This window comes from Streptomyces sp. CA-243310, from assembly GCF_050936775.1.
GTDB lineage: Bacteria > Actinomycetota > Actinomycetes > Streptomycetales > Streptomycetaceae > Streptomyces.
The window spans coordinates 1,822,873-1,847,526 of the sequence record NZ_JBNJMF010000002.1 but is presented as its reverse complement, the minus strand read 5'-3'; the positions used below and the strand labels follow the sequence as shown (position 1 = coordinate 1,847,526).

Below are 24,654 nucleotides of genomic sequence, written 5' to 3'. Positions count from 1 at the left end.
CAAGGCACCACGATGTAGGCACAGGGCTCGGGCAGCGCGATGAAGCGCTGTGCGGGCCCTGTGGCTTGCCTCGTCCCTCTCGCCCCGCACGGGCACAAGGCCCTGCGTGGGGAAAAGGAGCAGAAAGACACATGAAGACGATCGACGAACTTCTCGCCGAGGGCGTCTCCGGCAAGCGGGTCTTCGTCCGGGCCGACCTCAACGTGCCGCTGGCCGAAGGCAAGATCACCGACGACGGCCGCATCCGCGCCGTCCAGCCGACCATCGCGAAGCTCGCCGAAGCCGGCGCCCGCGTGGTCGTGGCCTCGCACCTGGGCCGCCCCAAGGGCGCCCCGGACCCGGCCTTCTCGCTGGCCCCGGCCGCGGTCCGCCTCGGCGAACTGCTCGGCAAGAACGTCGCGTTCGCCACGGACACCGTCGGCGCCTCCGCCAAGGAGACCGTCGCGGCGCTCGCCGACGGCGAGGTCGCCCTCATCGAGAACCTGCGCTTCAACGCCGGCGAGACCTCGAAGGACGACGCCGAGCGCGGCGCCTTCGCGGACCGGCTCGCCGAACTCGCCGACGTCTACGTCGGCGACGGCTTCGGCGCCGTGCACCGCAAGCACGCCTCGGTCTTCGACCTCCCCGCGCGCCTGCCGCACGCGGTCGGCTACCTCATCGCCGCGGAGATCGACGTCCTGAAGAAGCTGACCGCCGAGGTCAAGCGCCCGTACGTGGTCATCCTCGGCGGCGCCAAGGTCTCCGACAAGCTCGCCGTCATCGACGAGCTGCTCGGCAAGGCCGACCGCCTCCTCATCGGCGGCGGCATGGCCTACACCTTCCTCTACGCCAAGGGCTACGAGGTCGGCATCTCCCTGCTCCAGAAGGACCAGGTGGACGTCGTCAAGGAGTACATGGAGCGCGCCGAGGCCAACGGCGTCGAGCTGGTCCTCCCCGTCGACATCCTCGCCTCCACGGACTTCCCCGACCTCAAGGGCAAGACCCCCGCGGAGTTCATCACCGTCGACGCGGACAAGATCCCCGCCGACAGGGAGGGTCTGGACATCGGTCCCAAGACCCGCGAGCTGTACGCGACGAAGATCGCCGACGCGGAGACCGTCTTCTGGAACGGTCCCGTGGGCGTCTTCGAGCACCCCGACTACGCCGGCGGCACCCGTGCAATCGCGCAGGCCCTCGTCGACAGCGACGCGTTCACCGTGGTCGGAGGCGGGGACTCCGCCGCCGCCGTGCGCACGCTCGGCTTCGACGAGAACGCTTTCGGCCACATCTCGACCGGTGGCGGCGCCTCCCTCGAATACCTCGAGGGCAAGACGCTCCCCGGCATCGCCGCACTGGAGGTCTGAACCAAAGTGACTTCGCGTACCCCGCTGATGGCGGGCAACTGGAAGATGAACCTCAACCACCTCGAGGCCATCGCGCACGTCCAGAAGCTCGCGTTCGCCCTGGCCGACAAGGACTACGACGCCGTCGAGGTCGCGGTGCTGCCGCCCTTCGTCGACCTGCGTTCGGTCCAGACCCTGGTCGACGGCGACAAGCTGAAGATCAAGTACGGCGCCCAGGACATCTCGGCGCACGACTCCGGTGCCTACACCGGCGAGATCTCCGGCCCCATGCTGTCGAAGCTGAAGTGCTCGTTCGTGGCCGTCGGCCACAGCGAGCGCCGCCAGTACCACGGCGAGAACGACGAGATCTGCAACGCCAAGGTCAAGGCCGCCTACAAGCACGGGATCACCCCGATCCTCTGCGTCGGCGAGGGCCTCGACGTCCGCAAGGCCGGCGAGCAGGTCCCGCACACCCTGGCCCAGGTCGACGGCGGACTGAAGGACGTACCGGCCGAGCAGGTCGAGTCCATCGTCATCGCCTACGAGCCCGTCTGGGCCATCGGCACCGGTGAGGTCGCCACCCCCGAGGACGCGCAGGAGGTCTGCGGGGCGATCCGCGGTCGCCTCGCCGAGCTGTACTCCCAGGAGCTGGCCGACAAGGTCCGCATCCAGTACGGCGGCTCGGTGAAGTCCGGCAACATCGCCGCGATCATGGCGCAGCCCGACGTCGACGGCGCGCTCATCGGCGGCGCCGCGCTGGACGTCGACGAGTTCGTCAAGATCGTCCGGTTCCGCGACCAGTGACCTGTGTGAATATCGCAGCGAGTATGCGGTAGGGCGGATCCGTCGTACCCTTGCGGGGGCCAGGAGGCTGAACCACCAGCCACTGGCCCCCGCGCACATCCCGGAAAAGCCAGAAAGTAGGAATCAGCCGTGATTATGGGGTTCTCGATCGCCCTGATCGTCTTCAGCGCCCTGCTGATGCTGCTCGTGCTGATGCACAAGGGCAAGGGCGGCGGCCTTTCCGACATGTTCGGCGGCGGCATGCAGTCGTCGGTCGGCGGTTCCTCGGTCGCCGAGCGCAACCTGGACCGGATCACCGTCGTCATCGGTCTGCTCTGGTTCGCGTGCATCGTGACGCTCGGCCTGATGATGAAGTCGACCGGCTGACCGTTCCGGCCATTCCGGCGGTCCGGCGGGCTCTCCCCGGCCTATCATGGGCCTTTGCGGGGGCGGTCCTTCCAGTTCCTGGACGGTCGCCCGGTCCTCCGTAGGCTCGGGCGCCCGCGTCAGCGGACCTCCACTCGCACTCCGCGGCACCATCACGCAGGGAGTTACGACCGTGGCAAGTGGCAACGCGATCCGTGGCAGTCGGGTCGGAGCGGGGCCGATGGGCGAGGCCGAGCGCGGTGAGTCCGCGCCCCGCCTGCGCATCTCCTTCTGGTGCTCGAACGGGCACGAGACACAGCCCAGCTTCGCCAGCGACGCGCAGGTGCCGGACACCTGGGACTGCCCGCGCTGCGGGTTCCCGGCCGGCCAGGACCGGGACAACCCGCCGGCTCCGCCGCGCACCGAACCGTACAAGACACATCTGGCGTACGTGCGGGAGCGGCGTACCGACGCCGACGGCGAGGCGATCCTCGCCGAAGCCCTCGCCAAGCTCCGCGGCGAGATCTGAACCGTCCGAACCTCGGCCTCCGGCCGGTTCGCACTCAAGAGTGACTTGGGGCCCGGCCCCGCGGCAGACACGAACCCGCGGGCCGGGCCCCTTTGTGCGCGTTGGCCCCCTTCACATCCCTTAGGTTGGGGCGTGGCGGGGCACAACAGGACGGAAGAAGTGGGTTGATGTCCGAGATGAACGCAGACACCCGTACGAGGCTGAACCGGACGCCCGAGTGGCTCGCACTCGGCAAGCACCGGGAAGAGCTGGGGCAGACGCATCTGCGGGAGCTGTTCGAGGCGGATCCGAGCCGGGGCACCGGCTACACCCTGCGGGTCGGTGACCTGCACATCGACTACTCGAAGCACCTCGTGACGGACGAGACGCTCGCGTTGCTCCGCGAACTGGCGTCGGCGACCGGCGTGGCCGAGCTGCGCGACGCGATGTTCCGCGGCGAGAAGATCAACACGACCGAGGACCGGGCGGTCCTGCACACCGCCCTGCGCGCCCCGCGGGACGCGGTGATCGAGGTGGACGGCGAGAACGTCGTCCCCGGCGTGCACGCCGTCCTCGACAAGATGGCCGCCTTCTCCGAGCAGGTCAGGTCGGGCAAGTGGACCGGCTTCACGGGCAAGCGCATCAAGAACGTCGTCAACATCGGCATCGGCGGCTCCGACCTGGGCCCGGCGATGGCGTACGAGGCGCTGCGCGCCTTCGCCGACCGCGGCCTGACACTGCGTTTCGTCTCCAACGTGGACGGGGCCGACCTGCACGAGGCCGTGCGGGACTTCGACCCGGCGGAGACGCTGTTCATCATCGCGTCGAAGACCTTCACCACGATCGAGACCATCACCAACGCCACCTCGGCGCGGGAATGGCTGCTCACCGGGCTGGGCGGTGACCAGAGTGCCGTGGCACGGCACTTCGTGGCGCTGTCCACCAACGCCGAGAAGGTCACCGGGTTCGGCATCGACCCGGCCAACATGTTCGAGTTCTGGGACTGGGTCGGCGGGCGCTACTCCTTCGACTCCGCGATCGGCCTCTCGCTGATGATCGCGATCGGCCCGGACGCGTTCCGGGAGATGCTGGACGGCTTCGCGGCCATGGACCGGCACTTCCGGACCGCCCCGCCGGAGGAGAACGCGCCGCTGCTGATGGGCCTGTTGGGGGTCTGGTACGGCGGGTTCTTCGACGCGCAGTCGCACGCGGTACTGCCGTACAGCCATTACCTGTCGCGGTTCACGGCCTACCTCCAGCAGTTGGACATGGAGTCCAACGGCAAGTCGGTGGACCGGGACGGCAACCCGGTGGACTGGCAGACCGGACCGGTGGTGTGGGGCACGCCCGGCACGAACGGGCAGCACGCGTACTACCAGTTGATCCACCAGGGGACGAAGCTGATCCCGGCGGACTTCATCGGGTTCGCCCGGCCGGTGGCGGAACTCTCCGGGCCGCTGAAGGCCCAACACGACCTGCTGATGGCGAACTTCTTCGCGCAGACGCAGGCGCTGGCCTTCGGCAAGACCGCCGAGGAGGTGCGGGCGGAGGGCGTCGACGAGGCGCTGGTCGCCCACAAGACGTTCGCGGGCAACCACCCCACGACGACGATCCTCGCGACCGAGCTGACGCCGGGGGTGCTGGGGCAGCTGATCGCCCTGTACGAGCACAAGGTGTTCGTCCAGGGCGCGGTGTGGAACATCGACTCCTTCGACCAGTGGGGAGTCGAACTCGGCAAGGTGCTCGCCAAGCGGGTGGAACCGGCGCTGACCGAAGGCACGGACGTGGAGGGCTTCGACCCCTCGACGCGGGCCCTCGTCGCGACCTACCGCTCGCTGCGCGGCCGGTCCTGACCCGGGGCGGGGGTGCGGGGGCCCGGCCCCCGCACCCCCGCCGTTCGGACGCGGGGGGTCAGGCCGAGGCCGGCGGGTACATGTCCGACGGCAGCTTGGCCGCCGCCGCGCGGTCCAGGAGCCACAGGGTGCGGCTGCGACCGTAGGCCGCCGCCGCCGGGGCCTGGACGTCGCCCGCGCCGCCGAGCGCGAGTGCCACCGCGCCCGCCTTGTCCTCGCCCGCCGCCAGTAGCCAGACCTCGCGGGCCGCCCGGATCGCCGGAAGGGTCAGCGAGACCCGGGTCGGCGGCGGCTTCGGGGCGCCGTGCACACCGACCACGGTGCGCTCGGTCTCGCGGGACGCCGGGTGCTCGGGGAACAGCGATGCCACGTGCGTGTCCGGGCCCACGCCCAGCATCAGCACGTCGAAGCGGGGGACCGGGCCATGGTCCTCCGGACCCGCCGCCCGCGCGAGTTCCGCCGCGTACGCCGCCGCGGCGGCGTCGACGTCCGCCCCGTACGGCCCGTCCGAGGCCGGCATGACGTGGACGCGCGCCGGATCGACCGGCACGGCGTCCAGGAGTGCCTCGCGGGCCTGGACGTGATTGCGTTCGGGGTCCTCGGCGGGGACGTACCGCTCGTCGCCCCACCACAGGTCCAGCCGCGACCAGTCGATCGCGTCCCGGGCCGGAGCGGCGGCCAGCGCCGCGAGCAGGCCGTTGCCGTTGCGGCCGCCGGTCAGCACCACCGAGGCGCTGCCGCGGGCCGCCTGCGCGTCCACGATCTTCGTGATGAGCCGGGCCGCCGCGGCCTGGGCCATCAGCTCCTTGTCCCGGTGGACGACGACCTGGGGAGTCGTCATACCCATGTGCGTGCCGCCTTCTTGCTCGTTGCTGCGGGGAAATGGCTCGGCCGCCGGTCGGACCCCCTCGCGGGCGTCCGACCGGCGGCCGTGGTGCGTCACTTCTTGGCCGGGGCCTTCTTGGCCGGGGCCTTGGCCGCCGGCTTCGCGGGGTCCTCGGCCTTGGCCGCGGGGTCCTCGGCCTTGCCGGCGGAAGCCTCGGACCTGCCGGCCGGCGCCGCCTTCTTCACGTCCAGCCGGTCCACGCCGAACTTCAGCGAGGCCTCGTACGTGTTGTCCGGGTCCAGCCGGCGCAGTTCCTCCGCCAGCAGCTCGGCCGTGTCACGACGCTTGAGCGCCACCGCGCGGTCGGGCTGACCCGGCATGCACAGCGTCGCCAGGGCGCCGTCCGCCCGGTCCAGGACGATCACGCCGTCCGTGGTCTCCAGCCGGACGGCCGTGAGGCCGGGGCCCGCCGAGTGGGTGCGCTTGACCGGCACTCCGAGACGGTCCGCCAGCCACATGGCCAGCAGCTCGCAGCTCGGGTTGTCGTCCTCGCCCTCGACCATGGCCGAGACGACGGAGACACGACTCTGCTGGTCGAGCGCCGCGGCCAGCATCGAACGCCACGGGGTGATCCGGGTCCAGGACAGGTCCGTGTCACCCGGCGCGTACGCCCCGGCCCGGCTGCCGAGTGCGGCGATCGGGCTCTCCGAGGCGTACGTGTCCGTGATCCGGCGCTGTCCCAGCGAGCCCAGCGGGTCGCCCGCCAGGTTCGCGGGAGCGCCCTCCGGCCACCAGACCACCACGGGGGCGTCGGGCAGCAGGAGCGGGAGAACCACCGACTGGGCGTGGTTGACCAGTTCGCCGTGCATGCGGAGCACGACCGTCTCCCCGGAGCCGGCGTCCGCCCCGACACGGATCTCCGCGTCGAGACGGGCGTCGCGGCGGCTGCGCGGCGAGCGGCTGACCCGCTTGACCACGACGATGATCCGCGAGGGGTGCTCGTGGGATGCGTCGTTCGCCGACTTGAGCGCGTCGTACGCGTTCTCCTCGTCGGTCACGATCACCAGCGTGAGGACCATGCCGATGGCCGGCGTGCCGATGTCCCGGCGAGCCTGCACCAACGCGGCGTTGATCTTGCTGGAGGTGGTCTCCGTAAGGTCGATCTTCATGGCCGGCGCCAGCTCCGTCCGTCTCGTGCGAGCATCTCGTCCGCCTCGACCGGTCCCCAGGTGCCCGCCGGGTACTGCGCGGGCTTGCCGTGCTTGTCCCAGTACTGCTCGATCGGGTCGAGGATGTTCCAGGAGAGCTCGACCTCCTGGTGACGCGGGAAGAGGTTCGCGTCACCCAGCAGGACGTCGAGGATCAGCCGCTCGTACGCCTCGGGGCTGGACTCCGTGAAGGACTCGCCGTAGGCGAAGTCCATCGTGACGTCCCGGACCTCCATGGAGGTGCCGGGCACCTTGGAGCCGAAGCGGACCGTCACGCCCTCGTCCGGCTGGACCCGGATGACCAGGGCGTTCTGCCCCAGCTCCTCGGTCGCGCCCGACTCGAACGGGAGGTACGGGGCCCGCTTGAAGACCACCGCGATCTCGGTCACCCGACGGCCCAGGCGCTTGCCGGTCCGCAGGTAGAACGGGACGCCCGCCCAGCGACGGTTGTTGATCTCCAGGCGGATGGCCGCGTAGGTGTCGGTCTTCGACTTGGGGTCGATGCCGTCCTCTTCGAGGTACCCGACGACCTTCTCGCCGCCCTGCCAGGCCGCCGAGTACTGGCCGCGCACGGTGTGCTTGCCCAGGTCCTCGGGCAGCTCCACGGCGGTCAGCACCTTGAGCTTCTCCGCCACCAGCGCCTTCGGGTGGAAGGAGCCGGGCTCCTCCATCGCGGTGAGCGCGAGCAGCTGGAGCAGGTGGTTCTGGATGACGTCACGGGCCGCGCCGATGCCGTCGTAGTACCCGGCCCGGCCGCCGATGCCGATGTCCTCCGCCATGGTGATCTGCACGTGGTCGACGTACGACCGGTTCCAGATCGGCTCGAACATGGTGTTGGCGAAGCGGAGCGCCAGGATGTTCTGGACGGTCTCCTTGCCGAGGTAGTGGTCGATCCGGAAGACCTCGTCACGGGGGAAGACCTCGTGGACGACCTTGTTGAGTTCTTCCGCGCTCTTCAGGTCGTGGCCGAAGGGCTTCTCGATGACGGCGCGCCGCCACGAGCCTTCCTTCTGCGCCAGACCGTGGTCCTTGAGCTGCTGGACCACCTTGGGGAAGAACTTCGGCGGGACCGAGAGGTAGAAGGCGAAGTTTCCGCCGGTGCCCTGGGCCTTGTCGAGTTCCTCGATCGTGGCCTTGAGCGTCTCGAAGGCCGCGTCGTCGTCGAAGTCGCCCTGGACGAAGCGGCAGCCCTGGACGAGCTGTTGCCACACCTCCTCGCGGAAGGGGGTGCGCGAGTGCTCCTTGACCGCGTCGTGCACCTCCTGGGCGAAGTCCTCGTCCTGCCACTCGCGCCGCGCGAACCCGATGAGCGAGAAGCCCGGTGGGAGCAGGCCGCGGTTGGCGAGGTCGTAGACGGCGGGCATCAGCTTCTTGCGCGACAGGTCACCCGTAACGCCGAAAATGACCAGGCCGGACGGCCCCGCGATGCGCGGGAGCCGCCGGTCCTGTGCGTCACGAAGCGGGTTCGCTCCGTTCACAGACAAAGTGTTCAGGCCTCCGTGGGGGCAAGGCGCACGAGTTCCGCCTCGGTCGACTTCAGCAGGTCGTTCCAGGACACCGCGAACTTCTCGACGCCCTCGTCTTCCAGCAGCTGAACGACATCGTCGTACGAGATGCCCAGCTTCGCGACCGCGTCGAGCTCGGCGCGCGACTGCTCGTAGGTGCCGCGGATGGTGTCGCCGGTGACCTCGCCGTGGTCGGCGGTGGCCTCCATGGTGGCTTCCGGCATGGTGTTCACGGTGCCGGGGGCGACCAGGTCCACCACGTACAGGGTGTCCTTGTAGGCCGGGTCCTTGACGCCGGTCGAGGCCCACAGCGGACGCTGCTTGTTGGCGTGCGCCTTGTCCAGGGCGGCCCAGCGCTCACCGGCGAAGACCTCCTCGAAGGCCTCGTAGGCCAGACGGGCGTTGGCGAGGGCGGCCTTGCCCTTCAGGGCCTTCGCCTCGTCGGTGCCGAGGTCGTCGAGACGCTTGTCGATCTCGGTGTCCACGCGGGACACGAAGAACGAGGCGACCGAGTGGATCTTGGCAAGGTCCAGGCCGGCGGCCTTGGCCTTCTCCAGACCCGCCAGGTACGCCTCCATGACCTCGCGGTAGCGCTCCAGCGAGAAGATCAGCGTGACGTTGACGCTGATGCCCCGGCCGATGACCTCGGTGATCGCCGGCAGGCCGGCCTTGGTCGCCGGGATCTTGATGAGCGTGTTCGGGCGGTCCACCAGCCAGGCGAGCTGCTTGGCCTCGGCGATGGTCGCCCTGGTGTTGTGCGCCAGACGGGGGTCGACCTCGATCGAGACCCGGCCGTCCTGACCCTCCGTCGCGTCGAACACGGGGCGCAGGATGTCGGCGGCGTCACGGACGTCCGCCGTCGTGATCATGCGGATCGCCTCTTCGACGGTGACCTTGCGGGCCGCGAGGTCGGTGAGCTGCTGCTCGTAGCCGTCGCCGCTGCTGATCGCCTTCTGGAAGATCGACGGGTTGGTGGTGACACCGACCACGTGCTGCTGGTCGATGAGTTCGGCGAGGTTGCCGGACGTGATGCGCTTGCGGGACAGGTCGTCCAGCCAGATCGCCACGCCCTCGTCGGAGAGGCGCTTGAGTGCGTCTGTCATGGGAATTGCATCTCCTACTGGTTCGTGTACCGGTGTCAGCGCGCGGCGGCGGTGAGGCCGCCCGTTTCGCCGAGGGAGGCCTTGGCGGCGGCGGTGACGGCCTCGGCCGTCAGACCGAACTCGCGGAACAGGAGGGCGCCGTCGGCCGAGGCGCCGAAGTGCTCCAGCGACACGATCCGGCCGGCGTCGCCGACGTAGCGGTGCCAGGTCAGACCGATGCCGGCCTCGACGGCGACGCGCGCCTTGACGGCGGAGGGCAGGACGCTGTCCTTGTACGCCTGGTCCTGCTCCTCGAACCACTCGACGGAAGGCATCGAGACCACGCGGGTCGGGACGCCCTCGGCCTGGAGCGCCTCGCGGGCGCCGACGGCGAGCTGGACCTCGGAGCCGGTGCCGATGAGGATCACCTGCGGCTCGCCGCCCTCGGCTTCGAGGAGGACGTACCCGCCCTTGGCGGCGTTCTCGTTCAGCTCGTAGGTGGGCACGCCCTGGCGGGTCAGCGCCAGACCGTGCGGGGCGCCCTTGCCGAACACCTTGGTGTGGCGCCGGAGGATCTCGCGCCAGGCGATGACGGTCTCGTTCGCGTCCGCCGGGCGGACCACGTTCAGCCCCGGGATGGCGCGCAGCGCGGCCACGTGCTCGACCGGCTGGTGCGTCGGGCCGTCCTCGCCGAGACCGATGGAGTCGTGCGTCCACACGTAGGTGACCGGCACGTGCATCAGCGCGGAGAGGCGGACCGCGTTGCGCATGTAGTCGGAGAACGTGAGGAACGTGCCGCCGTAGATGCGGGTGTGGCCGTGCAGCGCGATGCCGTTCATGGCCGCGGCCATGGCGTGCTCGCGGATGCCGAAGTGGATGGTGCGGCCGTACGGCTGGGCGCCCGGGAGCGGGTTGCCCACCGGCAGGAACGAGGAGTTCTTGTCGATGGTGGTGTTGTTGGAGCCGGCGAGGTCGGCCGAGCCGCCCCACAGCTCCGGGATGACCGCGCCGAGGGCCTCCAGGACCTTGCCGGACGCGGCACGGGTGGCGACGCCCTTGCCGGTCTCGAAGACGGGGAGCTTCTCCTCCCAACCCTCGGGCAGCTCGTTGGCGTTGATGCGGTCGAACTCGGCCGCGCGCTCCGGGTTGGAGGTGCGCCAGGCGGAGAAGTCCTTCTCCCACGCGGCCTTGACCTCGCGGCCCCGGTCGAGCGCCTCGCGCGTGTGGGCGAGGACCTCGTCGGCGACGTCGAAGCTCTTCTCCGGGTCGAAGCCGAGGACGCGCTTGGTGGCCGCGACCTCGTCGGCGCCGAGCGCCGAGCCGTGCGCGGCCTCGGTGTTCTGGGCGTGCGGGGCGGGCCAGGCGATGATCGAGCGCATGGCGATGAAGGACGGGCGCCCGGTCTCGGCCTTGGCGGCCTCCAGCGCGTCGAACAGCGCCTTCGGGTCCAGGTCGCCGCTCTCCTGCGGGGCGACGCGCTGGACGTGCCAGCCGTACGCCTCGTAGCGCGCGAGGGTGTCCTCGGAGACGGCCGTCTCCGTGTCGCCCTCGATGGAGATGTGGTTGTCGTCCCACAGCAGCACGAGGTTGCCGAGCTTCTGGTGGCCGGCCAGCGAGGACGCCTCGTGCGAGATGCCCTCCTGGAGGCAGCCGTCGCCGGCGATGGCGTAGATCATGTGATCGAACGGGGAGGTGCCCGGGGCGGCCTCCGGGTCGAACAGACCGCGCTCGTAGCGGGCGGCCATGGCCATGCCCACCGCGTTGGCGACGCCCTGGCCCAGCGGGCCGGTGGTCGTCTCGACGCCCTTGGTGTGTCCGTACTCCGGGTGACCGGGGGTCTTGGAGCCCCAGGTGCGGAAGGCCTCCAGGTCAGCCAGCTCCAGGCCGAAGCCGGCCAGGTAGAGCTGGGTGTAGAGGGTCAGGGACGAGTGCCCTGCGGAGAGCACGAAGCGGTCACGCCCGACCCACTCGGGGTCGGCCGGGTCGTGCCGCATGACCTTCTGGAAAAGGGTGTACGCGGCGGGGGCCAGGCTCATCGCCGTACCGGGGTGGCCGTTCCCGACCTTCTGTACCGCGTCGGCGGCCAGGATGCGGGCGGTGTCGACGGCCCGCTGGTCCAGTTCGGTCCACTCGAGCTCTGTGGTGGTCGGCTTGGTGCTCACCGTTTGTCAGGGCTCCTCTCCACATGTCGGTTTCCCGGTGACGAACGGTGCACCGGCGCGATTCCGAGCCTACCCCCGCCGGGGCGTGCGGCTATTCGAGTGCCGGTAGTGCGTCGCCTGGTTGGCGACTGGTGTTCACCTGGGCTCCCGCCGATCGGCCCAACACGAGGCGACCCCCGCGCGGGGCGACACAAGAGCAACGTCTAGAGTGGCGTGGTACGCGCAAGCCTTTACCGGACTTTCACGCCTGAAGAGTGCGAGTCGGAGCTTGCTGGATTCTCTCTCAGGGGTGTGCGTGACGGCCGTCGAATCCCGTCCAGCGGCGGTGCTCGGGACGAGCCCCGGGCACCGGCCGTTCGGGGCCAGGGCCATGGCATTCGTGGCTTTGACCAAGCCTCGGATCATTGAACTTCTGCTGATCACCACAGTGCCGGTGATGTTCCTCGCCGAGGGGAGCGTCCCCTCCCTCTGGCTGGTTCTCGCGACCTGCTTCGGCGGTTACCTCTCCGCCGGTGGTGCGAACGCGCTGAACATGTACATCGACCGCGACATCGACGCGTTGATGGACCGCACGGCGCAGCGTCCGCTGGTGACCGGCATGGTGAGCCCGCGCGAGTGCCTGGCCTTCGGCCTCGGCCTCGCGGTGGTCTCCACCCTCTTCTTCGGTCTCCTCGTCAACTGGCTGTCCGCGGCCCTGTCGCTCGGCGCGCTGCTCTTCTACGTCGTGGTCTACACGATGCTGTTGAAGCGGCGCACCGCGCAGAACATCGTCTGGGGCGGCATCGCCGGATGCATGCCGGTGCTCATCGGCTGGTCCGCGGTGAAGAACGAGGTCTCCTGGGCCGCGATCATCCTGTTCCTCGTCATCTTCTTCTGGACGCCGCCGCACTACTGGCCGCTGTCCATGAAGGTGAAGGACGACTACGCGCGGGCCGGCGTGCCGATGCTGCCGGTCGTGGCCGGCAACAAGGTCGTGGCGCGCCAGATCGTCCTCTACAGCTGGGTGATGGTGGCGGTCTCGCTGCTGCTGACCCCGCTCGGCTACACCGGCTGGTTCTACACGACGGTGGCGCTGGTGGCCGGTGGCTGGTGGCTGTGGGAGGCGCACGCGCTGAACGCGCGGGCCAAGTCGGGCGTGACGGGCGCGAAGCTCAAGGAGATGCGACTGTTCCACTGGTCGATCACCTATGTGTCGCTGCTCTTCGTCGCCGTCGCCGTGGATCCCTTCCTCAAGTGATTACTCGTCGGTAGCATCGAGTCATGGCAGACACCGCAGACACCCCGGTCACCCCGGCCACGCCGGACAAGAAGCAGGACCGCACCGCCGCGAAGCTGGCCCGGCAGATCGGCGCGTTCGCCAAGCGACACGGCGGCGCCGAGGGCCAACTGGCCCACATCGGGCAGGCCGGTACCCGGATCGTGCTCGTGGGCACCGACGGGGGCTGGGGCGACCTGGTGGCCCCGACCTACGGCGTGGCCGAGCTGGCCGCCGAGAAGGCCGGGCTGACGCTGCACGAGGAGTTCGACGGCGAGTTCGCCGCGCGCGTGCGGACCGGGCCCTACGAATGGACCCGGATGGCCGGCATCCAGATGGGCGGACCCGCCAATCCCGGATTCTGAGGGCTCGGTCAACAGCGCGAGCAACACCTCACACCCCGCTCACCCGTTAGGACGTGTGGAAGCCCCTTCCTCACGTCCGCAACGGGATGACCGGATGATCGAAACGCCGCCCCTGGTGGACCAGTACTGCCAGGGAGTGCTCCGCACGGAGCTGGGCCTCGGCACCTTCGAGGCCCACCTGATCAGCTCTGCCGGCCCGCCCGCCGCCGGCACCACCTTCTTCGACACCCAGACCGGCTTCGCCGTGCGCCGCTGGTGTCCGCCGCTGCTGGGGCTGGAGCCCCACTGCACGCCCGCCCGTTACCTGGCCCGCCGGCGCGAACTCGGGGTCGTGGAGGCCGGCAAACGCCTGCTGCGCGGCTCCCGGGTCGCCGCGTACCTGGTCGACACGGGGGTCCCCGGGGACCTCACCGGGCCCAAGGAACTCTCCCTCGCCGGTGACGCCGAGACCTTCGAGATCGTCCGGCTGGAACTGCTGGCCGAGCAGGTCGCCGACACCTCCGGGACCGTCACCGCCTTCCTCTCCAACCTGGTCGAGGCGCTCCAGCACGCCGCCGCCGGAGCCGCGGCCTTCAGCTGCGGGGCCGCCGCCGGATACCCCGCCGTACTGGCCTTCGCCCCCGAGCCGCCCGGTCCCGGCGAGGTGCACGGGGCGGCCGGGCGGTGGTTGGCCCGCCGGGCCAAGGGCGAGGCCGTACGCGACCCCGTGCTCCTGCGGCACCTGCTGTGGAGCGCGGTGGCGTCCGGCCTGCCGATCCAGCTCCACACGGGCGCGGGGGAGCCCGCGGAGTACCCCGGGCGGGCGGATCCGGCCCTGCTGACGGACTTCGTACGGGCCACCGCGGGCCTCGGGACGCGGCTGGTGCTGCTCGGCGGATACCCGTACCACCGCCACTCGGCGCGACTGGCGTCCGCCTTCCCCCACGTGTACGCCGACCTGGGCGCCGTCCTCTCGCAGACCGGTGCGCGAGCGGCGACGGTACTGGCCGAACTGCTGGAGACCGCCCCCTTCGGGAAGCTGATGTTCTCCAGCGGCGGTCGCCGACTGCCCGAGCTGCACGCCGTCGGCGCCCTGGTCTTCCGGCAGGCGCTCCAGGACGTGCTCGGTGGCTGGGTCGCCGACGGGTCCTGGTCCCGGCGGGACGCGGACCGGGTCGCGGCCATGATCGCGGCGGGGAACGCCCGGCGCGTCTACCGGCTGGACGAACGCGCCTGAGCGGCCCGGTCCACGAGGGACCGGGCCGCCCGGGCGGATCGGGTGTCTCAGACGGTGGCGAGCAGCGGGTCGCCCTGGGCCGGGATCCCGGCCTTGTCGGCAGGCCGCTCGCGCAGGCTCAGTGCGACGCGGAGCACCGCGATCCACACCAGGCAGGAGCCCAGCATGTGGGCGGCGACCAGGGCCTCGGGCACCTGGGTGAAGAACTGCACGTAGCCGATGGCGCCCTGGGCGAGCAGCACGATCAGCAGGTCCCGGGAGCGCGCCCGGGTGTCGATCGGGGCGTCGACCACGCGCAGCACCAGCCACATCGCGACGGCGAGCGCGCACACCAGCCAGGCGGCGACGGCGTGCACGTGGGCCGTGGCCGCCCAGTCGAACGGCATCCGCTTGATCTCGCTGCTGTCACCCGCGTGCGGACCGGACCCGGTGACCACCGTGCCGGCGGCGATCAGGACCAGGGTGGTGGCGATCAGCGTCCAGGACAGCCTGCGCACGGGCGCGGGCACCCGGGGCCGGGGCGGGGAGTCGCCCTCGGCCGCGCGCTGCCAGGTGATCGTCGTCACCGTGATCAGCGAGGTGGCGAGCAGGAAGTGCCCGGCCACGCTGTACGGGTTGAGCCCCGTCAGGACGGTGATGCCGCCGAGCACGGCGTTGCCCATCACGATGGCGAACTGGAGCCAGCCCAGCCGGGACAGGGAACGCCGCCACGGCTTGGTCGAGCGGGCGGCGACGATGGCCCAGCCGACGGCGGCGCAGAGCACGTACGTCAGCATGCGGTTGCCGAACTCGATCGCCCCGTGGAAGCCCTGTTCGCGGGTGACGATCAGGCTTTCGTCGGTGCACTTGGGCCAGGTGTCGCAGCCGAGACCGGATCCGGTCAGTCGCACCGCGCCGCCGGTGACGACGATGACCACGCTCATGACGAGCGCGGCGAGCGCGGCCCGCCGGACGGTCCGGGGTGACGGGGTCCAGCGGCCGGCGATGAAGGAGAGAGGGGTCAACACGGCCCCTATCGTAGGCCGCGCCTTGTGCAAACTTTCACGAGGGGGTGCCGGTCGCCGAGTCGGGTCCTATGACCAGGCGGAATCGTGCTCCGGCGGGGTCTCCCTCCTCATGCCACCACAGCCGGATCCGCCACAGGCCGTTGTCGCCCGGGTAGTCCGGCGAATCCATGAAGCCGCGCACCAGCTCCGCCGCCACGTCCTCCGCGGTGCGGTTGCGCACCTCCGTCGAACCGTGCCACGGATGCTCCTGTACGGTCCACAGCCCGTCCGCGCCCCGGACCTCCAGCCGCCACACCGCGAGCCAGGGCGTGACCTCCAGCATCGTGCCCACCTGCTCGGCGCCCAGGCCCAGCCGGGCCGCGATCTCGGGCTCCGCGACGCCCTGGATCCGCGCCGCCACCACCGCCTGGGGCAGCAGCCGTTCGGGCAGCAGACCGCCCGCGCGCAGGCTCACCAGCGAGTCGAAGGACAGGAAGCGCAGGCGCAGCTCCAGCTGCCGGCCGATGTGGTCCAGGGCCTCCTCGGCCTCCTGGGCCTCCTCGGCGCCGGGCGCGGCCAGCAGCAGCCGGCGAAACCCCGCCTCCGCGTCCACGGCCCAGGCCACCGCGTCCTCGGCGGCCCCCAGCTCCGCGAGCCGGTCCCCGAGGAACACCTTGGCCTGCGCCAGACCACGGCGGTTGACCGGGTCGTGCTGATCGAGGGACGCCCACACCTCGACGGCGGCGCGGGTCAGGTCGCGGGCGCGCTCGCCCGCCGCGCGCTCCATCGGGGTCGGGCCGCTCTCGGCCACCGTGCCCAGCGGATGCCGGGGGAGCCGTGCGTCGTCGCTCAGGGGCCAGGCCAGCCAGACCCCCTGGTTGATCAGCCCCCGGGCGTACCAGCGGGCGTACTCGGGGGAGTGCCCGGCGGCCTGCTGCGCGTGCCGCAGGGCCTCCTCGATCGCCGAGAGCGCCCCGGCCCGGTCCCCGGCGGCGAACCGACGGGCCGCGAGGTCGCCCAGCCGCAGCCCCAGCCGGGCCGCGCACTCGGCGTCCGTCCGGGCGGGCTCGCGGAGCGCGCCGATCAGCTCGGCCAGCAGTCGGTCGCTCTCGCCCGGCTCCGCGTGTGCGGCCCCCGAGCGGACCCTCGTCCACTGCTCGTCCAGCCGCAGCACGGCATCCCGCTGTGTCATGCACGCCCCCGGCGTCATCGTCGTGCGTCACTGATGCGTGGAGGTGGTCATCCTCCTTCCATGCCAACGCGCGGGGGAGGGGATTCACTCCCAGCGGAAGAAGCGCGCGGCGGCGCCCAGCCCCAGCACCGCCCAGCCGAACAGGATCGCGGCGTCGCCCCAGGGCATCGAGGCCCCGTGCTGGAGCACTTGGCGCAGACCGTCGGACAGGGCCGAGATCGGCAGCAGTTCGAGTACGGAGCGCACGGCGTCGGGGAACCTGTCCAGCGGCACGATCACCCCGCCGCCGACCAGCAGCAGCAGGAAGACGAGGTTGGCCGCGGCCAGGGTCATCTCGGCCTTGAGGGTGCCCGCCATCAGCAGGCCCAGCCCCGAGAAGGCGGCGGTGCCGAGCAGGATCAGCGCCGCGACCGACAGCGGGTTCCCGTGCGGGGACCAGCCCAGCGCCAGGGCGATCACCGTCAGCAGGGCGACCTGGAGCACCTCGGTGACCAGGACGGACAGGGTCTTGGCCGCCATCAGGGCCCGGCGCGGCAGCGGGGAGGCCCCGAGCCGCTTGAGGACCCCGTAGCGGCGGTCGAAACCGGTGGCGATGGCCTGGCCCGTGAAGGCGGTGGACATCACCGCGAGGGCGAGGACGCCGGGCGCCAGGAAGTCCACGGACTTGCCCTCGCCGGTGTCCACGACGTCCACGGCGGAGAAGAGAACGAGCAGCAGCGCCGGAATGATCACGGTGAGCAGCAGCTGCTCCCCGTTGCGCAGCAGCATCCGGGTCTCCAGCGCGGTCTGCGCCCGGATCATGCGGGACAGGGGAGCGGCCCCCGGGTCGGGGGTGAACGTACCGGCGCTCATGCGCGCAGCTCCTTGCCCGTGAGTTCGAGGAAGACGTCTTCCAGCGTGTGCCGCTCGACCGAGAGGCTGTCCGGCATCACCCCGTGCTGCGCGCACCAGGACGCGACGGTGGCCAGCAGTTGCGGGTGCACGTCGCCGGTGACCCGGTAGACGCCGGCGCTCAGCTCGGCGGCTTCGGTGCCGTCGGGCAGCGCCTTGAGCAGGGAGGCCAGGTCGAGGGAGGGGCGGCCGGTGAAGCGCAGGGTGTTCTCGGCGCCGCCCCGGCAGAGCTGCTCGGGGCTGCCGTGGGCGATGACCCTGCCCGCGTCGACGATGGCGACCTCGTCGGCGAGCTGCTCGGCCTCGTCCATGTGGTGGGTGGTCAGGACGACGGTGACCCCGTCGGCGCGCAGTTCCCGTACGAGTTCCCAGGTCGCGCGGCGGGCCTGGGGGTCGAGACCGGCCGTGGGTTCGTCGAGGAAGACCAGCTCGGGCCTGCCCACGACGGCCATGGCGAGCGACAGGCGCTGCTGCTGGCCGCCGGAGAGCCGACGGTAGGCGGTGCGACCGCACCCGCCGAGTCCGAGGCGTTCCACGAGGGTGTCCACGTCGAGCGGGTTCGCGTACAGCCTGGCCATGTGGCGGAGCATCTCGACGGCGCGGGCGCCGGAGTAGACCCCGCCGGACTGGAGCATGACGCCGATCCGCGGGCGCAGGGCCCCGGCCTGGGTGATCGGGTCGAGTCCGAGGACGCGGACGGTGCCCGCGTCGGGACGCCGGTAGCCCTCGCAGGTCTCCACGGTGGTGGTCTTGCCCGCGCCGTTGGGACCCAGTACCGCGGTGACCGACGCCGTACGGACGGTGAGGTCCAGTCCGTCCACGGCCGGTCGGTGGGGGTGGGGGCGGTACCGCTTCACCAGTCCGCGGATCTCCACGGCGGGGTCGTTGCTCATGCGGGTGAGTCTACGGAGGGCCGCGGGTGGTCCCCGGTGCCGGGGGCGTAGGGGACACGGGTGCGCTCGTCCGTGATTTCTCGGCGCCCGGGGGCCGGTCGAAATCGCCGTTCCACGGCCGCCCGCGCGGATTTCCCGGCTCCCGGATTCGAACGCCGCGTCGCGATCCCGGCTCTTTTCGGCCCGGTGGTCCTGGATGGCCCAGTCGGTTTCCGTGAACTTTTCCGGATCCCGGCGCTTTCCGTCCCGAGGCCCTCTCGGGCGGGGGATTGCTGGTGGGAGCGTTTCCCGGGGCTCCCGGGGTGCGGTCCGAGAGTGTGGAATGCAGGCCTCCGAATAACTCTGCGTCGATAAATTAGGTAACCCTTAGTGATGGAGGCCACCCGGGGTGGCCCCGGTCGTGGGTTGTCGATGCTCGGTTAATTACGCAACAATGGCGTTGTGAAATACGGCGAACGGATGATCGAGACCCCCCAGGGGGAACTCGTGACCGGGGAGCGGTCAACCCGCAACCGGGTCGCGCGCTCCATCCTGGACCACGGTCCGTCCACCGTCGCCGACCTCGCCAAGCGTCTCGGCCTCACCCAGGCCGCCGTCCGTCGTCACCTCGACGCACTCGTCGCCGACGACGTGATCGCACCCCGCGAGCAGCGTGTGTACGGCGCACGCACGCGGGGTCGGCCGGCCAAGGTGTTCGCGCTCACCGACTGCGGCCGCGACGCGTTCGACCAGTCCTACGACTCGCTCGCCGTCGAGGCCCTGCGCTGGATCGCGCAGTCCGCCGGCGGGGGCGAGCAGGGCGAGGCGGCCGTCGCCGCCTTCGCTCGCGCACGACTGGCCGCGCAGGCGGAGACCTACCGGGAATCCGTCGAGGCGGCCGCCCCCGCGGAACGGACCGAGGCCCTGGCCAAGGCGCTGACCGCGGACGGGTACGCTGCCACGGCGAAGAGCGCTCCCGGTCCGCACAGCGGTGAACAGCTCTGCCAGCACCACTGCCCGGTCGCCCACGTGGCCGAGCAGTTCCCGCAGCTCTGCGAGGCGGAGACCGAGGTCTTCTCCCGTCTGCTCGGGACACATGTGCAGCGACTCGCCACCATCGCCCACGGCGACGGGGTGTGCACGACGTTCATTCCGCGCAGCGGAGGCGCCGGCGCCAAGGGCGCCGCACAGACCGACACATCAGTATCTGCAAGTACGGCCGGGAGGAACCCCGCATGACCACGGAGACTGCTCACCCTGAGCTCGATGGCCTGGGCACCTACGAATACGGCTGGGCCGACTCCGACGCGGCGGGCGCCGCTGCCAAGCGGGGTCTGTCCGAGGATGTCGTCCGCGACATCTCGGCCAAGAAGTCCGAGCCGGAGTGGATGCTGAACCTCCGGCTCAAGGGCCTGAAGCTGTTCGGCAAGAAGCCCATGCCGAACTGGGGCTCGGACCTCTCTGGCATCGACTTCAACAACATCAAGTACTTCGTGCGTTCGACCGAGAAGCAGGCCGCTTCGTGGGAGGACCTGCCCGAGGACATCAAGAACACGTACGACAAGCTCGGCATCCCCGAGGCGGAGAAGCAGCGCCTCGTCGCCGGTGTCGCGGCCCAGTACGAGTCCGAGGTCGTCTACCACCAGATCCGCGAGGACCTGGAGGAGCAGGGCGTCATCTTCCTCGACACGGACACCGCGCTGAAGGAGCACCCCGAGCTCTTCCAGGAGTACTTCGGCACGGTCATCCCGGTCGGCGACAACAAGTTCGCGTCGCTGAACACCGCCGTGTGGTCGGGCGGCTCGTTCATCTACGTGCCCAAGGGCGTCAAGGTCGACATCCCGCTCCAGGCCTACTTCCGCATCAACACGGAGAACATGGGCCAGTTCGAGCGGACGCTGATCATCGTCGACGAGGACGCCTACGTCCACTACGTCGAGGGCTGCACCGCCCCGATCTACTCCTCGGACTCGCTGCACAGCGCCGTGGTCGAGATCATCGTCAAGAAGGGCGGCCGCTGCCGCTACACGACGATCCAGAACTGGTCGAACAACGTCTACAACCTGGTCACCAAGCGCGCCGTGGCGTACGAGGGCGCGACCATGGAGTGGATCGACGGCAACATCGGTTCCAAGGTCACCATGAAGTACCCGGCGGTCTACCTGATGGGCGAGCACGCCAAGGGCGAGACCCTGTCCATCGCCTTCGCGGGCGAGGGCCAGCACCAGGACGCCGGTTCCAAGATGGTCCACATGGCACCGAACACCTCCTCGAACATCGTCTCCAAGTCGGTGGCGCGAGGCGGCGGCCGGACCTCCTACCGCGGCCTGGTCGAGATCGGCGAGGGCGCGCACGGCTCCAAGTCCAACGTGCTGTGCGACGCGCTCCTGGTCGACACGATCTCCCGCTCGGACACGTACCCCTACGTGGACGTCCGCGAGGACGACGTCTCGATGGGTCACGAGGCCACCGTCTCCAAGGTCTCCGACGACCAGCTCTTCTACCTGATGAGCCGCGGTCTGACCGAGTTCGAGGCCATGGCCATGATCGTGCGCGGCTTCGTCGAGCCCATCGCCCGTGAGCTGCCCATGGAGTACGCGCTGGAGCTGAACCGGCTGATCGAGCTGCAGATGGAGGGCTCGGTCGGTTAGTCCCGACCCGCCCGGGCCATCCGCGGCCCCTTCACAGACGTAGACGAGTTCTTTTAAGAGAGCGAGCAAGACGACAGCCATGGCTGAGGCTCAGAACATTCCGGCGGGCTCGACCACCGCCGGCTCGATCGCGGTGGCCGCAGAGTCCACCGTCGCCACCCGGATGAGCGCGCCCCCGTCCTTCGACGTGGCGGACTTCCCGGTTCCCAACGGCCGCGAGGAGGAGTGGCGGTTCACCCCGCTCGCCCGCCTCCGGGGTCTGCACGACGGCACCGCGGTCGCCGACGGCACCCTGAAGGCCCAGATCGACGCGCCCGAGGTCGTCACGATCGAGTCGGTGGAGCGCGGCGACGCGCGCATCGGCAAGGCGGGCACCCCGGTGGACCGGGTCGCCGCACAGGCGTTCTCGTCCTTCGCCAAGGCCACGGTCGTCACCGTGCCCAAGGAGGCCGTCCTCACCGAGCCCGTGCGCGTCACGCTGCACGGCGAGGGGGGCACCACCTACGGCCACACGGTCTTCGACGTGAAGGCCTTCGCCGAGGCCGTCATCGTCATCGACCACACCGGTGACGGCGTGCGCGCCGCCAACGTGGACTTCCTCGTCGGCGACGGCGCGAAGCTCACCGTCGTGTCGGTGCAGGACTGGGACGACACCGCCGTCCACGTCTCCCAGCACAACGCGCTGGTGGGCCGGGACGCGACCTTCAAGTCGATCGTCGTCACCTTCGGCGGCGACGTCGTCCGCCTGCACCCGCGCGTGACCTACGCCGGCCCCGGCGGCGAGGCCGAACTGTTCGGCCTGTACTTCACGGACGCCGGCCAGCACCAGGAGCACCGCCTCCTGGTCGACCACAGCGCGCCGCACTGCAAGTCGAACGTGGTCTACAAGGGCGCCCTCCAGGGCCAGGACGCCCACGCCGTCTGGATCGGTGACGTGCTCATCGAGAAGACCGCCGAGGGCACCGACACCTACGAGATGAACCGCAACCTCGTCCTCACGGACGGCGCGCGGGTCGACTCGGTGCCGAACCTGGAGATCGAGACCGGCGAGATCGTCGGCGCCGGCCACGCCTCCGCGACCGGCCGCTTCGACGACGAGCAGCTCTTCTACCTCCAGGCCCGCGGCATCCCGGCCGACGAGGCCCGCCGGCTGGTCGTGCGCGGCTTCTTCGCCGAGCTGGTCCAGCAGATCGGTGTCGACGACATCGAGGAGCGCCTGCTCTCCAAGATCGAGACCGAGCTCCAGGGTTCCGTCTGATGAATTACGTCAAGGCCTGTGCGCTGAGCGAGCTGGAGGCGGACACCCCCAAGCGGGTGGAACTCGACGGCACGCCGGTGTCCATCGTCTCCACCGAGGGGGAGGTGTTCGCGATCAACGACATCTGCTCGCACGCGAACGTGTCCCTCTCGGAGGGCGAGGTCGAGGACTGCATGATCGAGTGCTGGCTGCACGGCTCGGCGTTCGACCTGCGAACCGGCAAGCCGTCCGGCCTGCCCGCGACGCGCCCCGTACCCGTATACCCCGTAAAGATCGAAGGGGACGACGTGCTCGTCTCCCTCACCCAGGAGTCCTGAGGTATCCATGGCAACGCTTGAAATCCACGACCTGCACGTCTCCGTCGAGGCCGAGAACGGCGCCCGCGAGATCCTCAAGGGCGTCGACCTCACCGTCAAGCAGGGTGAGACGCACGCCATCATGGGTCCGAACGGCTCCGGCAAGTCCACGCTGGCCTACTCGCTGGCCGGTCACCCGAAGTACACGATCACCGGTGGCACCGTCACCCTCGACGGCGAAGACGTCCTGGAGATGTCCGTCGACGAGCGCGCCCGCGCCGGCCTGTTCCTCGCCATGCAGTACCCGGTCGAGGTTCCCGGCGTCTCGGTCTCCAACTTCCTGCGCACCTCGGCCACCGCCATCCGCGGCGAGGCGCCCAAGCTGCGCACCTGGGTGAAGGAGGTCAAGTCCGCCATGGAGCAGCTCCAGATGGACACGGCCTTCGCCGAGCGCAACGTCAACGAGGGCTTCTCCGGCGGTGAGAAGAAGCGCCACGAGATCCTCCAGCTGGAGCTTCTCAAGCCGAAGATCGCGATCCTCGACGAGACCGACTCCGGCCTGGACGTCGACGCCCTGCGCGTCGTCTCCGAGGGCGTCAACCGGGTGCGTGAGAGCGGCGAGGTCGGCACCCTGCTGATCACCCACTACACGCGCATCCTGCGCTACATCAAGCCCGACTTCGTGCACGTGTTCGCGAACGGCCGGATCGCCGAGTCCGGCGGCGCCGAGCTGGCGGACCAGCTGGAGGCCGAGGGTTACGACAAGTACGTGAAGGGTGGCGCGACCGCGTGACACAGCTGCCTGGCCTCCTCGACATCGAGGCGATCCGCAAGGACTTCCCCCTTCTGGATCGTGTGGTCCACGACGGGAAGAAGATCGTTTACCTGGACAACGCGGCGACTTCGCAGAAGCCGCGCCAGGTGCTCGACGCGTTGAACGAGTACTACGAGCAGCACAACGCCAACGTCCACCGCGGCGTGCACGTGCTCGCCGAGGAGGCCACGGCGCTGTACGAGGGCGCCCGCGACAAGGTCGCCGCCTTCATCAACGCTCCGAGCCGCGACGAGGTGATCTTCACCAAGAACGCCTCGGAGTCGCTCAACCTGGTCGCGAACATGCTCGGCTGGGCGGACGAGCCGTACCGGGTCGACCGCGAGACCGAGATCGCCATCACGGAGATGGAGCACCACTCCAACATCGTCCCGTGGCAGCTGCTCTCGCAGCGCACGGGCGCGAAGCTGAAGTGGTTCGGCCTCACCGACGACGGCCGGCTCGACCTGTCCAACATCGAAGAGGTCATCACGGAGAAGACGAAGATCGTCTCCTTCACGCTGGTCTCCAACATCATGGGCACGGTCAACCCGACCGAGGCGATCGTCCGGCGCGCGCAGGAGGTCGGCGCGCTGGTGCTGATCGACGCCTCGCAGGCCGCCCCGCACATGCCGCTGGACGTACAGGCGCTCGGCGCCGACTTCGTGGCCTTCACCGGCCACAAGATGTGCGGCCCGACCGGCATCGGCGTCCTGTGGGGCCGGCAGGAGCTCCTGGAGGACCTCCCGCCGTTCCTCGGTGGCGGCGAGATGATCGAGACCGTGTCGATGCACGCCTCGACCTACGCCCCGGCCCCGCACAAGTTCGAGGCGGGTACGCCCCCGATCGCCCAGGCCGTCGGCCTCGGCGCGGCCGTGGACTACCTGAGCGCGATCGGCATGGACAAGATCGCCGCGCACGAGCACGCGATCACGGAGTACGCCGTCAAGCGTCTCCTGGAGGTGCCCGACCTGCGGATCATCGGCCCCACCACGGCCGAGGACCGCGGCGCCGCCATCTCCTTCACGCTGGGTGACATCCACCCGCACGACGTGGGTCAGGTGCTGGACGAGCAGGGCATCGCGGTCCGCGTGGGACACCACTGCGCGCGCCCCGTCTGCCTGCGCTACGGAATTCCCGCGACCACGCGGGCGTCTTTCTACCTGTACTCCTCTCCGGCCGAGGTCGACGCGCTGATCGACGGGCTGGAGCACGTACGGAACTTCTTCGGATAGCGACGAAGGCG

The 24,654-nt window shown here is 70.2% G+C and carries 23 protein-coding genes; 14 read left to right on the top strand and 9 right to left on the bottom strand.

Features of this window, described 5'->3' with window-relative positions; translation table 11 throughout:
• Positions 1–131 precede the first annotated feature (131 nt).
• The 5 genes from ACQEVM_RS25965 (at position 132) to pgi (ending at position 4,832) form a co-directional block, all read left to right on the top strand.
• Positions 132–1,343: a phosphoglycerate kinase gene (locus tag ACQEVM_RS25965; RefSeq protein ID WP_433082885.1), complete on the top strand. Its 1,212-nt coding sequence runs from the start codon at positions 132–134 to the stop codon at positions 1,341–1,343.
• A 6-nt stretch (positions 1,344–1,349) separates the two neighbouring features.
• Complete coding sequence (gene tpiA, locus ACQEVM_RS25960; protein ID WP_433082883.1) at positions 1,350–2,126, top strand: triose-phosphate isomerase; 777 nt, start codon at positions 1,350–1,352, stop codon at positions 2,124–2,126.
• Between the two features lie 135 nt (positions 2,127–2,261).
• Positions 2,262–2,492 (top strand): preprotein translocase subunit SecG, encoded by a 231-nt coding sequence (gene secG, locus ACQEVM_RS25955; RefSeq protein WP_433085375.1) that lies wholly within the window; start codon positions 2,262–2,264, stop codon positions 2,490–2,492.
• 172 nt (positions 2,493–2,664) lie between these two features.
• On the top strand, positions 2,665–3,000 hold the full coding sequence (locus ACQEVM_RS25950) for an RNA polymerase-binding protein RbpA (RefSeq protein ID WP_007263454.1): 336 nt from the start codon (positions 2,665–2,667) through the stop codon (positions 2,998–3,000).
• Positions 3,001–3,176: 176 nt separating this feature from the next.
• A complete protein-coding gene (gene pgi / locus ACQEVM_RS25945; protein WP_433085373.1) occupies positions 3,177–4,832 on the top strand; it encodes a glucose-6-phosphate isomerase in 1,656 nt (551 codons plus the stop codon).
• Positions 4,833–4,890: 58 nt separating this feature from the next.
• Here pgi and pgl read toward each other — a convergent pair whose 3' ends face one another.
• The 5 genes from pgl to tkt all read right to left on the bottom strand — a co-directional run bounded on the left by pgl (position 4,891) and on the right by tkt (position 11,615).
• On the bottom strand, positions 4,891–5,673 hold the full coding sequence (gene pgl / locus ACQEVM_RS25940; protein ID WP_433082880.1) for a 6-phosphogluconolactonase: 783 nt from the start codon (positions 5,671–5,673) through the stop codon (positions 4,891–4,893).
• Between the two features lie 98 nt (positions 5,674–5,771).
• Positions 5,772–6,827 carry a glucose-6-phosphate dehydrogenase assembly protein OpcA gene (opcA, locus tag ACQEVM_RS25935; protein WP_433082878.1) on the bottom strand — a complete coding sequence of 352 codons (1,056 nt, stop codon included), beginning with the start codon at positions 6,825–6,827 and terminating at the stop codon, positions 5,772–5,774.
• Positions 6,824–8,350, bottom strand: coding sequence for a glucose-6-phosphate dehydrogenase (gene zwf / locus ACQEVM_RS25930; RefSeq protein WP_371591348.1), 1,527 nt, complete (start codon positions 8,348–8,350; stop codon positions 6,824–6,826). The genes opcA and zwf overlap by 4 nt, the downstream gene beginning before the upstream one ends.
• A gap of 5 nt (positions 8,351–8,355) precedes the next feature.
• Positions 8,356–9,474, bottom strand: a complete 1,119-nt coding sequence (gene tal / locus ACQEVM_RS25925) for a transaldolase (protein WP_433082876.1) — start codon at positions 9,472–9,474, stop codon at positions 8,356–8,358.
• A 35-nt stretch (positions 9,475–9,509) separates the two neighbouring features.
• The gene (gene tkt / locus ACQEVM_RS25920) at positions 9,510–11,615 is read right to left on the bottom strand and encodes a transketolase (RefSeq protein ID WP_433082874.1); all 2,106 of its coding nucleotides are present in this window, start codon (positions 11,613–11,615) and stop codon (positions 9,510–9,512) included.
• Between the two features lie 295 nt (positions 11,616–11,910).
• Here tkt and ACQEVM_RS25915 point away from each other — a divergent pair, with 295 nt between their 5' ends.
• The 3 genes from ACQEVM_RS25915 (at position 11,911) to ACQEVM_RS25905 (ending at position 14,451) form a co-directional block, all read left to right on the top strand.
• Positions 11,911–12,852 carry a heme o synthase gene (locus ACQEVM_RS25915; RefSeq protein ID WP_433082872.1) on the top strand — a complete coding sequence of 314 codons (942 nt, stop codon included), beginning with the start codon at positions 11,911–11,913 and terminating at the stop codon, positions 12,850–12,852.
• 23 nt (positions 12,853–12,875) lie between these two features.
• Positions 12,876–13,235, top strand: coding sequence for a hypothetical protein (locus ACQEVM_RS25910; protein WP_053681620.1), 360 nt, complete (start codon positions 12,876–12,878; stop codon positions 13,233–13,235).
• Positions 13,236–13,329: 94 nt separating this feature from the next.
• Positions 13,330–14,451 carry an amidohydrolase family protein gene (locus tag ACQEVM_RS25905; RefSeq protein WP_266950941.1) on the top strand — a complete coding sequence of 374 codons (1,122 nt, stop codon included), beginning with the start codon at positions 13,330–13,332 and terminating at the stop codon, positions 14,449–14,451.
• 47 nt (positions 14,452–14,498) lie between these two features.
• Here ACQEVM_RS25905 and ACQEVM_RS25900 read toward each other — a convergent pair whose 3' ends face one another.
• The 4 genes from ACQEVM_RS25900 to ACQEVM_RS25885 all read right to left on the bottom strand — a co-directional run bounded on the left by ACQEVM_RS25900 (position 14,499) and on the right by ACQEVM_RS25885 (position 18,413).
• Positions 14,499–15,467, bottom strand: a complete 969-nt coding sequence (locus ACQEVM_RS25900) for a COX15/CtaA family protein (RefSeq protein ID WP_433085371.1) — start codon at positions 15,465–15,467, stop codon at positions 14,499–14,501.
• Between the two features lie 25 nt (positions 15,468–15,492).
• Positions 15,493–16,629 (bottom strand): hypothetical protein, encoded by a 1,137-nt coding sequence (locus tag ACQEVM_RS25895; RefSeq protein WP_433082869.1) that lies wholly within the window; start codon positions 16,627–16,629, stop codon positions 15,493–15,495.
• Between the two features lie 84 nt (positions 16,630–16,713).
• Positions 16,714–17,481, bottom strand: coding sequence for an ABC transporter permease (locus ACQEVM_RS25890; protein WP_433082867.1), 768 nt, complete (start codon positions 17,479–17,481; stop codon positions 16,714–16,716).
• Positions 17,478–18,413 (bottom strand): ABC transporter ATP-binding protein, encoded by a 936-nt coding sequence (locus ACQEVM_RS25885; protein ID WP_433082865.1) that lies wholly within the window; start codon positions 18,411–18,413, stop codon positions 17,478–17,480. The genes ACQEVM_RS25890 and ACQEVM_RS25885 overlap by 4 nt, the downstream gene beginning before the upstream one ends.
• 459 nt (positions 18,414–18,872) lie before the next feature.
• Between ACQEVM_RS25885 and ACQEVM_RS25880 the strand changes: the two genes are divergently transcribed.
• From ACQEVM_RS25880 to ACQEVM_RS25855, 6 genes are all read left to right on the top strand, one after another.
• Positions 18,873–19,631 carry a helix-turn-helix transcriptional regulator gene (locus ACQEVM_RS25880; RefSeq protein WP_433082863.1) on the top strand — a complete coding sequence of 253 codons (759 nt, stop codon included), beginning with the start codon at positions 18,873–18,875 and terminating at the stop codon, positions 19,629–19,631.
• Entirely contained in the window at positions 19,628–21,043 is a 1,416-nt protein-coding gene (gene sufB, locus ACQEVM_RS25875; protein WP_433082861.1) for a Fe-S cluster assembly protein SufB, read from the top strand. Before ACQEVM_RS25880 ends, sufB begins: the two co-directional genes overlap by 4 nt.
• Before the next feature lie 79 nt (positions 21,044–21,122).
• Positions 21,123–22,301 carry a Fe-S cluster assembly protein SufD gene (gene sufD / locus ACQEVM_RS25870; protein WP_433082859.1) on the top strand — a complete coding sequence of 393 codons (1,179 nt, stop codon included), beginning with the start codon at positions 21,123–21,125 and terminating at the stop codon, positions 22,299–22,301.
• Entirely contained in the window at positions 22,301–22,618 is a 318-nt protein-coding gene (locus ACQEVM_RS25865; RefSeq protein WP_053681636.1) for a bifunctional 3-phenylpropionate/cinnamic acid dioxygenase ferredoxin subunit, read from the top strand. Before sufD ends, ACQEVM_RS25865 begins: the two co-directional genes overlap by 1 nt.
• Before the next feature lie 7 nt (positions 22,619–22,625).
• Positions 22,626–23,390: a Fe-S cluster assembly ATPase SufC gene (gene sufC, locus ACQEVM_RS25860; protein WP_150520152.1), complete on the top strand. Its 765-nt coding sequence runs from the start codon at positions 22,626–22,628 to the stop codon at positions 23,388–23,390.
• The gene (locus tag ACQEVM_RS25855) at positions 23,387–24,643 is read left to right on the top strand and encodes a cysteine desulfurase (RefSeq protein ID WP_053681641.1); all 1,257 of its coding nucleotides are present in this window, start codon (positions 23,387–23,389) and stop codon (positions 24,641–24,643) included. Before sufC ends, ACQEVM_RS25855 begins: the two co-directional genes overlap by 4 nt.
• Positions 24,644–24,654: the final 11 nt, after the last annotated feature.

Excerpts from the sequence above, each read along its gene's own strand:
- pgi (WP_433085373.1), top strand. The coding sequence starts at position 3,177 with ATGAACGCAGACACCCGTACGAGGCTGAACCGGACGCCCGAGTGGCTC.
- ACQEVM_RS25910 (WP_053681620.1), top strand. The coding sequence starts at position 12,876 with ATGGCAGACACCGCAGACACCCCGGTCACCCCGGCCACGCCGGACAAG.
- ACQEVM_RS25895 (WP_433082869.1), bottom strand. The coding sequence starts at position 16,629 with ATGACACAGCGGGATGCCGTGCTGCGGCTGGACGAGCAGTGGACGAGG.
- secG (WP_433085375.1), top strand. The coding sequence starts at position 2,262 with ATGGGGTTCTCGATCGCCCTGATCGTCTTCAGCGCCCTGCTGATGCTG.
- ACQEVM_RS25905 (WP_266950941.1), top strand. The coding sequence starts at position 13,330 with ATGATCGAAACGCCGCCCCTGGTGGACCAGTACTGCCAGGGAGTGCTC.
- ACQEVM_RS25890 (WP_433082867.1), bottom strand. The coding sequence starts at position 17,481 with ATGAGCGCCGGTACGTTCACCCCCGACCCGGGGGCCGCTCCCCTGTCC.
- opcA (WP_433082878.1), bottom strand. The coding sequence starts at position 6,827 with ATGAAGATCGACCTTACGGAGACCACCTCCAGCAAGATCAACGCCGCG.
- sufC (WP_150520152.1), top strand. The coding sequence starts at position 22,626 with ATGGCAACGCTTGAAATCCACGACCTGCACGTCTCCGTCGAGGCCGAG.
- ACQEVM_RS25885 (WP_433082865.1), bottom strand. The coding sequence starts at position 18,413 with ATGAGCAACGACCCCGCCGTGGAGATCCGCGGACTGGTGAAGCGGTAC.
- pgl (WP_433082880.1), bottom strand. The coding sequence starts at position 5,673 with ATGACGACTCCCCAGGTCGTCGTCCACCGGGACAAGGAGCTGATGGCC.
- sufD (WP_433082859.1), top strand. The coding sequence starts at position 21,123 with ATGGCTGAGGCTCAGAACATTCCGGCGGGCTCGACCACCGCCGGCTCG.
- ACQEVM_RS25880 (WP_433082863.1), top strand. The coding sequence starts at position 18,873 with ATGATCGAGACCCCCCAGGGGGAACTCGTGACCGGGGAGCGGTCAACC.
- ACQEVM_RS25965 (WP_433082885.1), top strand. The coding sequence starts at position 132 with ATGAAGACGATCGACGAACTTCTCGCCGAGGGCGTCTCCGGCAAGCGG.
- tal (WP_433082876.1), bottom strand. The coding sequence starts at position 9,474 with ATGACAGACGCACTCAAGCGCCTCTCCGACGAGGGCGTGGCGATCTGG.
- sufB (WP_433082861.1), top strand. The coding sequence starts at position 19,628 with ATGACCACGGAGACTGCTCACCCTGAGCTCGATGGCCTGGGCACCTAC.
- ACQEVM_RS25865 (WP_053681636.1), top strand. The coding sequence starts at position 22,301 with ATGAATTACGTCAAGGCCTGTGCGCTGAGCGAGCTGGAGGCGGACACC.